The organism is Aquibaculum arenosum (genome assembly GCF_029222965.1).
GTDB lineage: Bacteria > Pseudomonadota > Alphaproteobacteria > Kiloniellales > DSM-21159 > Aquibaculum > Aquibaculum arenosum.
In genome coordinates this window covers 55,612-68,257 of the sequence record NZ_JARHUD010000002.1, presented here as the reverse complement: position 1 = coordinate 68,257, position 12,646 = coordinate 55,612, and the positions used below count along the sequence as shown (strand labels likewise).

The window sequence follows — 12,646 nt, the reverse complement described above, 5'->3', positions numbered from 1 at the left end:
CCATGCTGTTCAAGCGACGGAACAAGCAGCCGCTCCTGCACCGGTTAAGGGCGGCCGCCTGGCCGAGGCCGGGCTGGCGCCGCAGCGCGCGTTACGCTGCGCACCGCCTCAGCCGTCTGCCGGCCACGCCCTATCGTATTGCGGCTGGATTTGCCTGCGGCGCGGCCATCTCCTTCACGCCGCTCATCGGTATGCATTTCTTCGGCGGTGCGCTTTTGGCGATGCTGGTCCGGGGCAATGTCTTGGCTTCCGCCTTAGGCACCGCGGTCGGCAATCCCTGGACCTTCCCTTTCATCTGGGCGTGGACCTTTGCCTTTGGGCGCTGGCTGGTTGGTCATGCCCGGGAAATCGAGACGCTGCCGCAGCATCTTTCGATGCGCTACATTTTCGACAATCCGAACGAGGTCTTCTTCCCTATGCTCGTCGGTTCCTTGCCGACGGCCATTGTGGTGTGGTTCGGGGTGTTCTTTGCCGTGCAACGACTTGTCAGCGGCTATCAGCGCGCGCGGCGGTTGCGCCTGCTGCGCAGCAAGCGGCGCGCGAAGCTCTCGCGTTTTCGGCGAGGGGGCGGACCACGAACTTAGTCGGTTGCGCAGGAGTTCAACACTCTGCGGTTTCAAATTCCCCCTGCAGGGGCTATACCCGCCAAGGCCCCAAAGGGCGCGGCCGTATGAGGACATTATGGATTCCACTATGTCGGAAAAGAAGAGTGAAGGCGGCGGGATCGGCGAGACCATCCGCACAGTGGTCTATGCGGTCCTGATCGCCATCGTGCTGCGCACCTTTGCCTATGAGCCCTTCTCCATCCCCTCCGGATCCATGCTGCCCACCCTGCTCGTGGGTGATTATCTCTTCGTCTCGAAGTATTCCTACGGCTACAGTCAGTACTCGCTGCCCTGGAACCTGCCCATCATCAATGGCCGTTTTCTGGGTGAAGTGCCGGAGCGCGGCGACGTCGCGGTCTTCAAGCTGCCCACCGACAACTCCACGGACTATATCAAGCGCATCGTCGGGCTACCCGGCGATCGCATCCAGGTGGTGGACGGTATCCTGCACATCAACGGCGCCGCGGTGGAGCGGCAGCGTGTCGGGGAAACGGTCATTTCCGCCACGGGCGGCTTTCCCGTGCGCGTGACGGAGTACATCGAAACGCTGCCCAACGGCGTCAGCCACCGTATCTGGGAACGCGGTGACGCCATGCCTTTCGACAATACGCGGGTGTTCGAGGTGCCGTCCGGTCACTACTTTGCCATGGGCGACAATCGTGACAGCAGTCAGGACAGCCGTTCCTCACAGGTAGGCTTCGTTCCCTTTGAAAACCTGATTGGTCGGGCCGAGATCGTCTTCTTCTCCCACGATGGCAGTGCGCGGTTCTGGGAAATCTGGAACTGGCCGACTTCCATTCGTTTCAGTCGGATCTTCGACCGCATTGAGTAAGCCACGCCCCGCCGGAAGCAGACGCAAGGGCGCGCGTGAGCTGCTGCCCGAGGATCTGCAGGCCTTTTCCCAGGGGCTTGGACATCACTTCCGGGAGCCGGACTTGCTGACGGAGGCCGTGACCCACGCCAGCACCGACGGCGGTCGCTCCTACGAGCGCCTTGAGTTCCTGGGTGACCGGGTGCTGGGCTTGCTGGTGGCTGACATGCTTTATCGCCGCTTTGTCGCTGAACCTGAAGGGGCACTCGCCAAGCGCTATGCTGCGCTGGTGCGCGAGGACACGCTGGCGCAGGTGGCTCATGCGCTGAACCTCGGGTCACATCTGCGACTGTCACCCAGCGTCGCCGACGGCGGTGGTCGCGACAATCCCGCCATCTTGGCCGACAGCTGTGAAGCCTTGCTGGGCGCGCTTTATCTTGACGGTGGTCTTGCCGCCGTGCGTCCACTGGTGGAGCGGTTTTGGCAACCCTTGCTCGAGGCCGATCTCAAGCCCCCTCAGGACAACAAGACGGCGCTGCAGGAATGGGCCCAGGGGCGCGGCTTGCCCTTGCCGAACTACCGTGAGGTCGGGCGGAGCGGGTCGGCCCATGAACCTGTCTTTGCCGTCCGCGTTTCCATTGATGGGCAGGAGGCGGCTGACGGCAGCGGCCGTTCCAAGCGGGCGGCCGAGCAGGCTGCCGCGGGTGAACTGCTCGAACGCTTGCGCGGGACAGTGGAGCCTGAGGCATGAGCACGCGTTGTGCTGTGGTGGCCCTGGCCGGGCCGCCAAACGCCGGGAAGTCTACGCTGATCAACCGCGCTGTTGGCGCGAAAGTTTCCATCGTCACGCACAAAGTCCAGACGACGCGCACGCGGGTTCGCGGCATCGCGCTGCAGGGGGACACGCAACTCGTCTTTGTCGACACGCCGGGTATCTTCGTCTCGCCTAAACGACGCCTGGAGCGGGCCATGGTGGCGGCCGCCTGGGATGCCACGGAGGATGCCGACCTCGTGGTGGTACTGCACGATGCGCGCAAGCCCGCCGACGACGAACAGGTCTCCTTGGTGTTGGAGGGACTGGCCAAGCGCAAATGCAAGCGCGTGGTGCTGGCGATCAACAAGGTCGACGATGTGCGCCGGGAGTCGTTGCTCGCTCTCGCCCAGAACCTGAACGCAGCCTATCCTTTTGAGCGGGTGTTCATGATCTCGGCGCTGACCGGCGATGGGGTCGAGGACCTTTTGGCTTGGCTGGCGGCCCAAGCGCCGGAAGGCCCCTGGCTCTATCCGGAAGACGAGATCTCCGATTTGCCCCAGCGCCTGCTTGCCGCAGAGATCACCCGGGAGAAGCTGTTCCTCCACCTCCACGACGAATTGCCCTATTCACTTACAGTGGAAACCGAGGCCTGGGAGAGTTTTCGCGACGGCTCGGTGAAAATCACCCAGACGATCTACGTGCAGCGCGAAGCGCACAAGCGCATGGCCATCGGCGCCAAAGGCGCAACCGTCCGGAAGATCCGCGGGCTGGCTCAAAAGGAGCTGGAAGAGATGCTGGAAACCCGGGTGCACCTCTTCCTGTTCGTCAAGGTGCGCGAGCGCTGGGTGGAGGATCCGGAACGCTACCGCGACTGGGGTCTGGACTATCGCTCCTAGGCCCATCCGGCGGTTGTTCCTGCCAGAACCTGGTAGATGTGATGGGCGATCAATGTGATTGAGTGGCGCGACGAAGCCTTTGTGCTGGCTGCCCGGCCGCATGGCGAAACGGCCGCTGTGGTGCAGTTGCTCACCCGCGAGCACGGGCGCCACGCCGGGCTGTTGCCGGGAGGGCAGGGCACGCGCCAACGCCCTGTTTTGCAGCCGGGCAATGGCGTGGCTGCTTACTGGCGCGCGCGCCTCGCTGATCATCTTGGCACGCTGACACTGGAACTGACCGACGCGCATGCTGCGCGCTTTCTCGCCGACCCGGCGCGCCTGGATGCGCTCTCCTCTGCTTCAGCTATTGCGGAAGCGGCCTTGCCGGAACGCGAAGCCCAACCGGGCGCCTATGAGGGCTTTGCCGCGCTGCTTGCGGCCTTGCGGGCCAGTGCTTGGGCCGAAAGCTATGTCCAGTGGGAAGTTCTGATGCTGCGGGCGCTGGGCTTCGGTCTCGATCTCGCGCAGTGCGCCGCGGGCGGCGACAACAACCAATTGGCCTACGTTTCGCCGCGCACGGGCAGGGCGGTTTCCCTGGCTGCCGGGGAGCCCTACAAGGAGCGGCTGTTGCCACTGCCGGGCTTCCTGATCGGGCGTGGCGGCGGTGGACCGCTGGAGGTGGCCCAGGGCCTGCGCCTGACGGCGCATTTCCTGGAGAAGCACGTCTTTCATCCTCAGGATCGGCCCTTGCCCGCGGCCAGGGGGCGCCTGGCAAGACGTTTCGAACAGCAACCATCCGAGGGTTCCGAGCACAACGGCTTGTGAAGGCCGGGCCCGACTCCTACTGTATCTCGCGAACAGCGAAGGGGAATCCATGAGTTCGCAAGCGCCCACGGAAACCGGCAGTGTGCGGGAAGTGCGTCTCGTCGAGGCGCTCTCGGATCGTTATCTCGCCTATGCCCTTTCCACCATTATGTCCCGTTCCCTGCCGGATGTACGGGACGGCTTGAAGCCGGTTCATCGGCGGTTGCTTTACGCGATGCGCCAGCTTCGGCTCGACCCGGGTGGTCCGTACAAGAAGGCCGCCCGCGTCGTCGGTGACGTAATGGGTAAGTTCCATCCGCACGGGGACCAGTCGATCTACGATGCGCTGGTGCGGCTGGCACAGGACTTTTCGCTTCGCTACCCCATGATCGACGGCCAGGGTAATTTCGGAAACATCGATGGCGATAACGCGGCCGCCATGCGTTACACCGAAGCGCGCCTCACCGCCGTTGCGTCCCGGTTGCTGCAAGGCATCGACGAGGACACCATCGACTTCCGGCCGACCTACGACGGCGAGGCGGAAGAGCCGGTGGTGCTGCCGTCGGCCTTTCCCAACCTGCTGGCCAATGGCTCGCAGGGCATCGCCGTGGGTATGGCGACCGCCATTCCGCCGCACAATGTCGCCGAGATCTGCAATGCGCTGATCCACCTGATCGATCACCCGGAGAGCGAAACGGCGGCGCTGCTGCAGCACATGCCGGGACCGGATTTCCCGACGGGCGGTGAACTGGTGGAGCCGCCAACTTCTATGCTGGAGGCTTACAGCACCGGTCGCGGCTCCTTCCGACTGCGTGCACGCTGGGAGGTCGAACAGCTCAAAGGCGGGCAGTACCAGATCATCGTCACGGAGATCCCCTATCAGGTGGCGAAATCGCGCCTGGTGGAGCGGATCGCTGACCTGCTGCTGGCCCGCAAGCTCGTGCTGTTGGGCGATGTGCGGGACGAGTCGACCGATGAGGTGCGCCTGGTGTTGGAGCCGCGCAGCCGCAACGTCGACCCCGCTGTGCTGATGGAGTCCCTCTTCCGGCAGAGCGATCTGGAAGTGCGGATTCCGCTCAACATGAACGTGCTGGACGCGGACAACACGCCCCGCGTCATGAGCCTGCCGACCGTTCTGCGGGCCTATCTGGACCATCGCCACGAGGTTCTGCTGCGGCGCACCCGCCATCGCCTGGCGCAGATTGCCCGGCGCCTGGAAGTGCTGGAAGGCTACATCGTCGCCTTTCTCAATCTCGACGAGGTCATCCGCATCATCCGCGAGGAGGACGAGCCCAAGGCCGAGCTGATGCAGACCTTCGAGCTCAACGATGCACAGGCCGAAGCCATTCTCAACATGCGCCTGCGCTCATTGCGCAAGCTGGAGGAGATGGAGCTGCGTCGGGAGCACACCCGCCTCAGCGAGGAGCAGGAGGATCTGAAAGCCCTGCTGGCCGATGAGCCGCGTCGCCTTCAGGTGTTGCGCCAGGAGATGGAAACGCTGCGCGAGGAGTTCGGCCCCGAGACCGCTCTGGGCCGTCGCCGCACGCAGCTCTCAGAGCCGCCGGCCGAAGTGGTCGTCCCCCTGGAGGCCGTGATCGAGCGCGAGCCCATCACAGTGATGCTGTCCGAGAAGGGTTGGATCCGGGCCCTGAAGGGTCATCACGACGACGTTTCCGATGCCAAGCACAAGGACGGGGACCGCGGCCGCTTCGCTCTGAAGGCCCAGACCACCGACAAAATCCTGCTTTTCGCCACTAATGGCCGCTTCTACACTCTGCCGGCCGACAAGCTGCCCGGCGGGCGCGGTTTCGGCGAGCCGGTGCGCTTGATGGTCGACCTGCCCAATGATCAGGATGTGGTCGCGCTGCTGGTGCACAGCCCGGGCGCACGCCTGCTGCTGGCCTCCAGCGATGGCCGGGGCTTCGTGGTCGCCGAGGACGATGTGCTGGCCCAGACCAAGAATGGCAAGCAGGTGCTCAATCCCGGCAAGGGCGGCGAAGCTGCCGTCTGCCGCCGCCTGAGCCCGGAGGATGATCACGTGGCCGTGGTGGGCGAGAACCGCAAGCTGCTGGTGTTCCCCATGACGGAGCTGCCGGAAATGGCGCGCGGGCGCGGCGTCATGCTGCAGCGCTACAAGGACGGCGGCCTGTCCGATGCACGGGGCCTGCGCCTGGCGGACGGTCTCTCCTGGGCTGCCGCAGGCGGACGGACCCGCACGGAAAGCGATCTCAGCGAATGGCTCGGCCGACGCGCCAGCACCGGCCGCATGGCGCCCCGCGGCTTCCCGGCGGGGAATCGCTTCTACCCATGAGAGCACGCATGAAAAAGTGCGGCACAGGGCGCTAACCTATAGTAGGGTTCGCGTAGGCTCGATAGGAACGCGGGCGGTCGGTGGATTGCGCGCAGCCTTCGGGAAGCATAAGCAATGAAAGGGAGTGCAAATGAACCGACGTAAGTTTCTCACCGGGGCGGCGCTTGGCGGTGCTGCGACCGGTCTTGTCGCCGCGTCCAGCCTGCCGAAGCCGGCGATTGCGCAGGGCGTGAAGCGGCTGCGCATGCAGACCACTTGGCCCAAGAACTTCCCGGGCCTGGGCACCGGCGCCAACTTCCTCGCCGAGACCGTGAACAAGCTTTCCGACGGCGCGATCGAGATCGAGGTCTTTGGTGGCGGCGAGATCGTGCCGCCGTTCGAGACCATCGATGCGGTTGAGTCCGGCACCATCGATATGGGGCATGGCGCTCCCTACTACTGGAAGGGCAAGGTACCTTCCACTGAGTTCATTGCCGGTGTGCCTTTCGGTCTTACCGCCGTGGAAATGACCGCCTGGATGAAGTTTGGCGGCGGACAGGCGCTCGCCGACGAGGCCTATTCCCAGATGAACTCAAAGTTCTTCCTCTCCGGCAGCACCGGCACCCAGATGGCGGGCTGGTACAGCAAGGAGATGAACAGCCTCGAAGACTATCGGGGCCTGCGCTTCCGCCTGCCGGGGCTGGGTGGCGAGGTCGCGGCCGCGGCCGGTGCGGCTGTGGTGAACCTGCCGGGCGGCGAAATCGGACCGGCCATGGCTTCCGGATCACTGGACGCTGCCGACTGGGTGTCACCCTACAATGACCTGGCGCTCGGTATGCATCGCAGTGGCTGGCTCTACTATTACCCGGGTTGGCAGGAGCCGGGCCCGATCCTCGACAACTTCATCAACCTGGATGTCTGGAACAGCTTCACGGAGACAGAGAAGGCGATCTTCGAGGCAGCGAACGGCCACGCCAACCTCTACGTCTATTCGGAGTTCCAGGCCAACAACAACGATGCCCTGGCCGAGATGGTCAATGAGCACGACGTGCAACTGCGTCGCTTCACCGACGAGACGCTGACCGGGCTCGCAGAATTGAGCCGCGACGTATTGGACGGGCTGGCCGAGGCCGATCCGCTGTCTCGCCGGGTTTATGACTCCATGCTGACCTTCCGCGCCAAGTCCATGCCCTGGGCCAATGTCGCCGAGAGCGCCTTCATGCAGGCCCGTGCCCTGGACTACCAGTTCTCGCAGCCCTCGGAAGGCTGAGTCTCAGCACCACGGAAACAGTTGCTTTCTGCAACTGTTCAATAGGAAAAGCCCCTCTCCGACTCTGGGAGAGGGGCTTCTTCTTTGCGCTCATGAATGATCGGAGCGCTTGTGTGTACCACTCGGCACGACGCGTTGGTTCGGCTCTATCGCACCACAGAAGGCAGCCAGGTGGCGATGTCGGGGAACTGCCAGAGCAAGGCCAGGCCAAGCAGCTGGATAAAGACGAAGGGGACGATGCCGCGGTAGATATCCATCGTGCTGACGCTCGGTGGCGCCACACCGCGGAGGTAGAAAAGCGCGAAGCCGAAGGGTGGGGTCAAGAAGCTCATCTGCAGATTGATCGACATCATCACCCCCAGCCAGATGGGATCAACACCCATAATCAGCAGGATGGGCCCAACGATGGGCACCACCACGAAGATGATCTCGATGTAATCCAGGAAGAAGCCCAGAAAGAACATCAGCGCCATCACCGCCAGCGTAGCGCCGAACGCACCGCCGGGCAGGGACGACAGCACGTCGTGGACGATCTTTTCGCCGCCGAGCGAACGGAACACGAGGCTGAAGATCGATGCGCCCAGCAGAATGATGAAGACCATCACCGTGATCTGCATGGACGATCGCATGACCTCGCGCAGAATGCCGTTCCGCCATGTGCGCAGCAGCGCAAAGCTGACGCCATAGGCCACGACCATCACCGCAAGCGTCACCACGGCCACACTGATGTAAGTGGTCACCGCCACTTCACTGCGCTGGAAGTTCAGATTGAGGAAGATGCGGGCCAGCACGATCACCACGATGGCGATGCCGGTCCAGTAGATCGGCTTGGGCGAGCGGCCTTCCTTCTCGGCGATGGCGAGACCAGCCAGAAGGGTGGCGCCGATGGCGCCCACCGCGGCCGCCTCCGTCGGCGGTGCGGCACCGACCAGAATGGAGCCAAGCACGGCCAGGATCAGGACCGCAGGCGGCATGAGCACGCGCAGCAGGCGCCGCCGCAGTTCGCGGCGATCCACCTGGATATCGATGGGCGGAGCGCTCTGTGGGTGGATCGCCGCTTTGATCAGGATCCAGGCGATGTAGAGGCCGACCAGCATCAGGCCGGGGAGCAGCGCGCCGGCAAAGAGGTCCAAGACATTCACCGGCGGGACGATGACGTCATAGACACCCTGGGCCATCAGCGTGTTACGCGCCTGCTGCGCGGCGCCCTGCAGGATGTCGCCCAGCAGCACCAGCACGATGGAGGGCGGGATGATCTGTCCCAGTGTCCCGGAGGCGCAGATCGCGCCTGTGGCGAGGCGCTTGTCATAGCCGTTGTTGATCATCACCGGCAGGCTGAGCAGCCCCATGGTGATGACTGTCGCACCCACGATGCCGGTCGAGGCGGCGAGCAGCATGCCCACCAGGACCACAGACACTCCCAGGCCGCCGCGTAAGCGGCCGAAGAGCATCCCCATGGTTTCCAGGAGCGCTTCAGCGATGCGCGAGCGCTCCAGCATCACCCCCATGAAAACGAACAGCGGCACCGCCACCAGCACGTAATTGGTCATTACGCCGAAGTAGCGATTGGGCAGAGCGCCCAGGTCGGCGAGACGGACGATGTCCACCCCGTAGCCGATGGCGAAGAACAGCAGGGCGGTGCCGCCCAGTGTAAAGGCAACCGGGAAACCCAGCAGCAGCAGCACGCAGGCGGTCGCAAACATCAGGAGGCTCAGGACCTCCCCGAGCAGGGCCGGATCCATGGGTCAGAAAGCCTCGCTGTTATCTTCTGGCGGGGCATAGCGCTGGTCGCCGCAGAGGACGAGAACGGAGCGGCCGAGCAGGGAGAGACCCTGCAGAAGCATCAGGACGCAGAAGATGGGAATGACTGTTTTCAGCAAGAAGAGACCGGGCAGCCCTCCGGCTTCACTGGAGCCTTCAAGTCGGCCCCAGGAGCGCATGACGAAACCCTCGCTGTAGTAGAGCACCACGAGCGTCATGGGCGCGAGCAGGAAGAGTGTTCCGAAGATATCCACCCAGGCTTTGAAGCGCGGAGAGGCAGTACGATAGAAAATATCGACCCGGACGTGCCCGTTGTGGAGCAGCGTGTAGCCGGCGCCCAGCATGAAGACGGCGCCGTGCAGCCAGACGAAGGATTCCTGCATCCACACCCAGCCAAGGGCGAAGACATAGCGCAGCACCACGACGACGAAGGCCACGAGCACCAGGGCCAGCATTAGCCAAGCTGTGCCCCGGCCGACCCACTCGTTGATCCAGTCGATGCCGCTCACCAGTAGGCGTATAAGATGCACTCGCTTTTCCCCCTCGACCCTGCGCTGGGTCGAGCCTGTTGCTGCGAATTCTCATCGGCGCGTTCGGGCCGATTGCGACCCTCGGGCGATCAGGGTCTTGGCGAAAACGAAGGCATTGATAGCGAATGCGACTTTGCGACGAAAGCGAATTTGCGTTCAACTGCTTGCCTCGAAGCGCTCCCACCCGCGAGCAGTGAGGCCTTCCAGCGCTCCGAAGCGGGCCTTGTAGTCCATCTTCGGCGAGCCGGCGATCCAGTAGCCGAGATAGAGGTAGGGCAGATTGCGCTCCCGGCACGCCTCCACCAGCCAGAGGATGCAGTGACTCCCCAGGCTGCGGCGATGTTGTGCGGGATCGAAGAAGCTGTAGACCGCAGAGGCGCCGTCATCCAGCCAGTCCACGAGACAGACCGCCACCAGGACTCCCTGTGGGTCGCGGAAGCTGACGAGACTGCTGGCCACAGCACTGTCCTCGACCATTGCCCGATAATCTTCGGCTGACATGCCGGCCATTTCGCCGTCGGCGTGGCGGGACAGCAGGTACCGCTCGAAAAGGCGGTACTGCTCAGTCGTGGCCTGGGATGCCCCGATATGTACCGAGAGGTCCCGATTGCGGCGCAGTATACGCTCTTGCGACCGCGAGGGCGTGAAACGATCCGCTGCGATGCGCACGGCTACGCAAGCCTCGCAGCCGCGGCAGGCCGGACGATAGGCAAAACGATGACTGCGGCGGAATCCGGCTCGCGACAGGCGACTGTGTTGGCTGCCGGCTTTCGGGCCATGCAGTTCCGTGATCAGCTTGCGCTCGGTCCGGTCCGGGAGATAGGGGCAGGGCCCTTCCGTGGTTAGCAGAAAGAACTGCGGCCGGTCGATGCCCTGCTCCGGCGGTACGAGCCCCGACCCAGAAGGGGACCGGGAGGGGGGATCGGAGGGATCGTGTGGCATGAACCCCTCGCTAAGTCCTAAAGACCCGCTTCCGTATCGAGCCGGCTTCGACGGAGGACAATGGTGCCGGAGAAGTAGTCGTGCATGGTCCGTCGCCGTTGATTGAAGAGCGCCACGATCAGGATGAGCCATCCTGTGGCCGCAACGCTGAGGAAGAAGAGTACCGTCATGACAGTGGCCTGCAAGGCTTCCGGTGGCCGGCCGTCGAGAACGCTGCGTACCGTGAGGTCGCAGATCGACATACCCGGCGTGCCTCCGTAGGCGGTCATCAGTCCGGCGTGATAGAGCACCGGCAGAAGCGCCAGCAGGAATACGCTGAGCGGCGAGATGAGGCCGAAGGTGAGGAGCCCCAGAAAACCCAGCAAGAGGGCGGCTATTCCGCCCAGGACGGCGAGCAGCAGAACGTCGATGCCGTAGGCGATGACCCGCCGCACCACGATACCGTCGAACAGCGCCAGGTCGACGAACAACGGCGTGTCGTCGCTTTCGGCTTCGGGATTCGGTTCCATCACGCTTTTGCGCACGCAGTTACTCCAAACAGTAAGGCAGGCGTCACACGGCACCGCAGGGTGAAGAGACTGTTCGCTCAATCCCTCTCGGGCATCGCCGCCCGGGCCAGTGCGTCGGCCCGTTCGTTCTCCGGGTGGCCGGCGTGGCCCTTGACCCAATGCCATTCCACTTGGTGGGGTTCGGCGGCAGTGACAAGCCGCTCCCATAAATCGCGGTTCTTGACCGGTTTCTTTGCGGCCGTCTTCCAGCCGTTGCGCTGCCAACCCGCAACCCATTTCATGATACCGTCGCGCAGGTAGACGCTGTCAGTGGTGATGGCGATCCGGCTGGGCCGCTTCAGGGCTTCCAGCGCGGCAATCGCGGCCATCAACTCCATGCGATTGTTGGTGGTGTCAGCCTCGCCGCCAGAAATTTCCCGCTCATGCCCGCGCCAGCGCAGCACGGCTCCCCACCCTCCGGGACCGGGATTGCCGCTGCAGGCGCCATCGGTGAAGGCTTCGATCAGGTCCGGCTCGCCCATCAATCCAGGCCGTAGGCGCCAGGACCGCGCACCTGCTGGTGAAAACGCAGCTTATCCAGGTACTCGCGCGGATCCTTGGGCTGCACGAAAGCGCCTTCCGGGTGGTTCAGCCAGTCGTAGAGGCGCGTCAGGTGAAAGCGCAGCGAGGCACCGCGCGCCAAAAGCGGCAAGGCGTCCAGTTCGGCGCCGGAGAAGGGGCGGACGTTCCGGTAGGCGGCCAGCAAGAGACGCGCCTTGGTGGCGTTGAAGGCGCCATCCGGCTCGAAGCACCAGGCGTTCAGGCAGATCGCCAGGTCGTAGGCATAGAAGTCGTTGCAGGCAAAATAGAAGTCGATCAGGCCGGTCAACTTCTCTTCGCGAAAGAACACATTGTCCGGAAAGAGGTCAGCGTGGATCACGCCGGCCGGTAGGTCTTGCGGCCAGTGCGCTTCCAGGAAAGCCAATTCATTGCCCAGTTCCAGGGCAAGACCGGGCACCACCTCATCTGCACGCGACCGGCAGGCCTCGTAAAGCGGGCGCCAGCCGGTCACCGAAAGATTGTTCGGGCGTGAAAGTGGGAAGTCGCCGCCGGCCAGATGGAGCCGGGCGAGATGCGTGCCGAGCTCTTGGCAATGAAAGGGATGGATGCGCCGAGGCCAAAGCCCCTCGAGGAAGGTGACCATGGCGGCGGGCCGCCCCGCCAGTTCGTGCAGAATGGCGCCATCCTCGGCGTGAAGTGGGGTGGGACAGGCGATGCCGCGCGAGGCCAGATGCTCCATCAGGCCCAGGAAGAACGGCAGATCGTCCCGCGCTACGCGCTTCTCATAGAGCGTGAGAATGTAGCGACCCTGCGGGGTCTCCAGCAGGAAGTTGGAGTTCTCCACCCCTTCCGCGATGCCCTTGAAGGTCAGAGCCGGGCCGAGGCCGTAGCAGGTGAGGAACGCTTCGAGTTCCTCGGGGGGGACTTCCGTATATACGGCCATGAAGGGGGTCTG

Annotated in this window: 13 protein-coding genes; 7 read left to right on the top strand and 6 right to left on the bottom strand. The window is 63.9% G+C overall.

The window, feature by feature from the left end; all coding sequences use genetic code 11:
• Positions 1 to 2: 2 nt before the first annotated feature.
• The 7 genes from P2G67_RS03250 (at position 3) to P2G67_RS03220 (ending at position 7,409) form a co-directional block, all read left to right on the top strand.
• Positions 3 to 584, top strand: a complete 582-nt coding sequence (locus P2G67_RS03250) for a DUF2062 domain-containing protein (RefSeq protein WP_275819990.1) — start codon at positions 3 to 5, stop codon at positions 582 to 584.
• 109 nt (positions 585 to 693) lie between these two features.
• A complete protein-coding gene (lepB, locus tag P2G67_RS03245; RefSeq protein WP_275819988.1) occupies positions 694 to 1,437 on the top strand; it encodes a signal peptidase I in 744 nt (247 codons plus the stop codon).
• Positions 1,430 to 2,167, top strand: coding sequence for a ribonuclease III (gene rnc, locus P2G67_RS03240; protein ID WP_275819986.1), 738 nt, complete (start codon positions 1,430 to 1,432; stop codon positions 2,165 to 2,167). Before lepB ends, rnc begins: the two co-directional genes overlap by 8 nt.
• Entirely contained in the window at positions 2,164 to 3,066 is a 903-nt protein-coding gene (era, locus tag P2G67_RS03235) for a GTPase Era (protein ID WP_275819984.1), read from the top strand. Before rnc ends, era begins: the two co-directional genes overlap by 4 nt.
• 54 nt (positions 3,067 to 3,120) lie before the next feature.
• Positions 3,121 to 3,870 (top strand): DNA repair protein RecO, encoded by a 750-nt coding sequence (gene recO, locus P2G67_RS03230; RefSeq protein WP_275819982.1) that lies wholly within the window; start codon positions 3,121 to 3,123, stop codon positions 3,868 to 3,870.
• A gap of 49 nt (positions 3,871 to 3,919) precedes the next feature.
• Positions 3,920 to 6,160: a DNA topoisomerase IV subunit A gene (parC, locus tag P2G67_RS03225; protein ID WP_275819979.1), complete on the top strand. Its 2,241-nt coding sequence runs from the start codon at positions 3,920 to 3,922 to the stop codon at positions 6,158 to 6,160.
• Positions 6,161 to 6,290: 130 nt separating this feature from the next.
• Positions 6,291 to 7,409, top strand: a complete 1,119-nt coding sequence (locus P2G67_RS03220; RefSeq protein WP_275819977.1) for a TRAP transporter substrate-binding protein — start codon at positions 6,291 to 6,293, stop codon at positions 7,407 to 7,409.
• A gap of 146 nt (positions 7,410 to 7,555) precedes the next feature.
• On the opposite strand, the gene P2G67_RS03215 is transcribed toward P2G67_RS03220, so the two are convergent.
• From P2G67_RS03215 to P2G67_RS03190, 6 genes are all read right to left on the bottom strand, one after another.
• A complete protein-coding gene (locus P2G67_RS03215) occupies positions 7,556 to 9,151 on the bottom strand; it encodes a TRAP transporter large permease (RefSeq protein WP_275819975.1) in 1,596 nt (531 codons plus the stop codon).
• Positions 9,152 to 9,154: 3 nt separating this feature from the next.
• Entirely contained in the window at positions 9,155 to 9,700 is a 546-nt protein-coding gene (locus P2G67_RS03210) for a TRAP transporter small permease subunit (RefSeq protein ID WP_275819973.1), read from the bottom strand.
• A gap of 156 nt (positions 9,701 to 9,856) precedes the next feature.
• Positions 9,857 to 10,642 (bottom strand): arginyltransferase, encoded by a 786-nt coding sequence (locus P2G67_RS03205; RefSeq protein WP_275819971.1) that lies wholly within the window; start codon positions 10,640 to 10,642, stop codon positions 9,857 to 9,859.
• Positions 10,643 to 10,659: 17 nt separating this feature from the next.
• Positions 10,660 to 11,166, bottom strand: coding sequence for an RDD family protein (locus P2G67_RS03200; RefSeq protein ID WP_275819969.1), 507 nt, complete (start codon positions 11,164 to 11,166; stop codon positions 10,660 to 10,662).
• Between the two features lie 62 nt (positions 11,167 to 11,228).
• On the bottom strand, positions 11,229 to 11,672 hold the full coding sequence (rnhA, locus tag P2G67_RS03195; protein WP_275819967.1) for a ribonuclease HI: 444 nt from the start codon (positions 11,670 to 11,672) through the stop codon (positions 11,229 to 11,231).
• Complete coding sequence (locus P2G67_RS03190) at positions 11,672 to 12,634, bottom strand: homoserine kinase (protein WP_275819965.1); 963 nt, start codon at positions 12,632 to 12,634, stop codon at positions 11,672 to 11,674. The genes rnhA and P2G67_RS03190 overlap by 1 nt, the downstream gene beginning before the upstream one ends.
• Positions 12,635 to 12,646: the final 12 nt, after the last annotated feature.

Bases quoted from the DNA above. Each gene is read 5' to 3' on its own strand.
- P2G67_RS03250 (WP_275819990.1), top strand. From the start codon at position 3: ATGCTGTTCAAGCGACGGAACAAGCAGCCGCTCCTGCACCGGTTAAGG.
- lepB (WP_275819988.1), top strand. From the start codon at position 694: ATGTCGGAAAAGAAGAGTGAAGGCGGCGGGATCGGCGAGACCATCCGC.
- era (WP_275819984.1), top strand. From the start codon at position 2,164: ATGAGCACGCGTTGTGCTGTGGTGGCCCTGGCCGGGCCGCCAAACGCC.
- parC (WP_275819979.1), top strand. From the start codon at position 3,920: ATGAGTTCGCAAGCGCCCACGGAAACCGGCAGTGTGCGGGAAGTGCGT.
- P2G67_RS03220 (WP_275819977.1), top strand. From the start codon at position 6,291: ATGAACCGACGTAAGTTTCTCACCGGGGCGGCGCTTGGCGGTGCTGCG.
- P2G67_RS03215 (WP_275819975.1), bottom strand. From the start codon at position 9,151: ATGGATCCGGCCCTGCTCGGGGAGGTCCTGAGCCTCCTGATGTTTGCG.
- P2G67_RS03205 (WP_275819971.1), bottom strand. From the start codon at position 10,642: ATGCCACACGATCCCTCCGATCCCCCCTCCCGGTCCCCTTCTGGGTCG.
- rnhA (WP_275819967.1), bottom strand. From the start codon at position 11,672: ATGGGCGAGCCGGACCTGATCGAAGCCTTCACCGATGGCGCCTGCAGC.
- P2G67_RS03190 (WP_275819965.1), bottom strand. From the start codon at position 12,634: ATGGCCGTATATACGGAAGTCCCCCCCGAGGAACTCGAAGCGTTCCTC.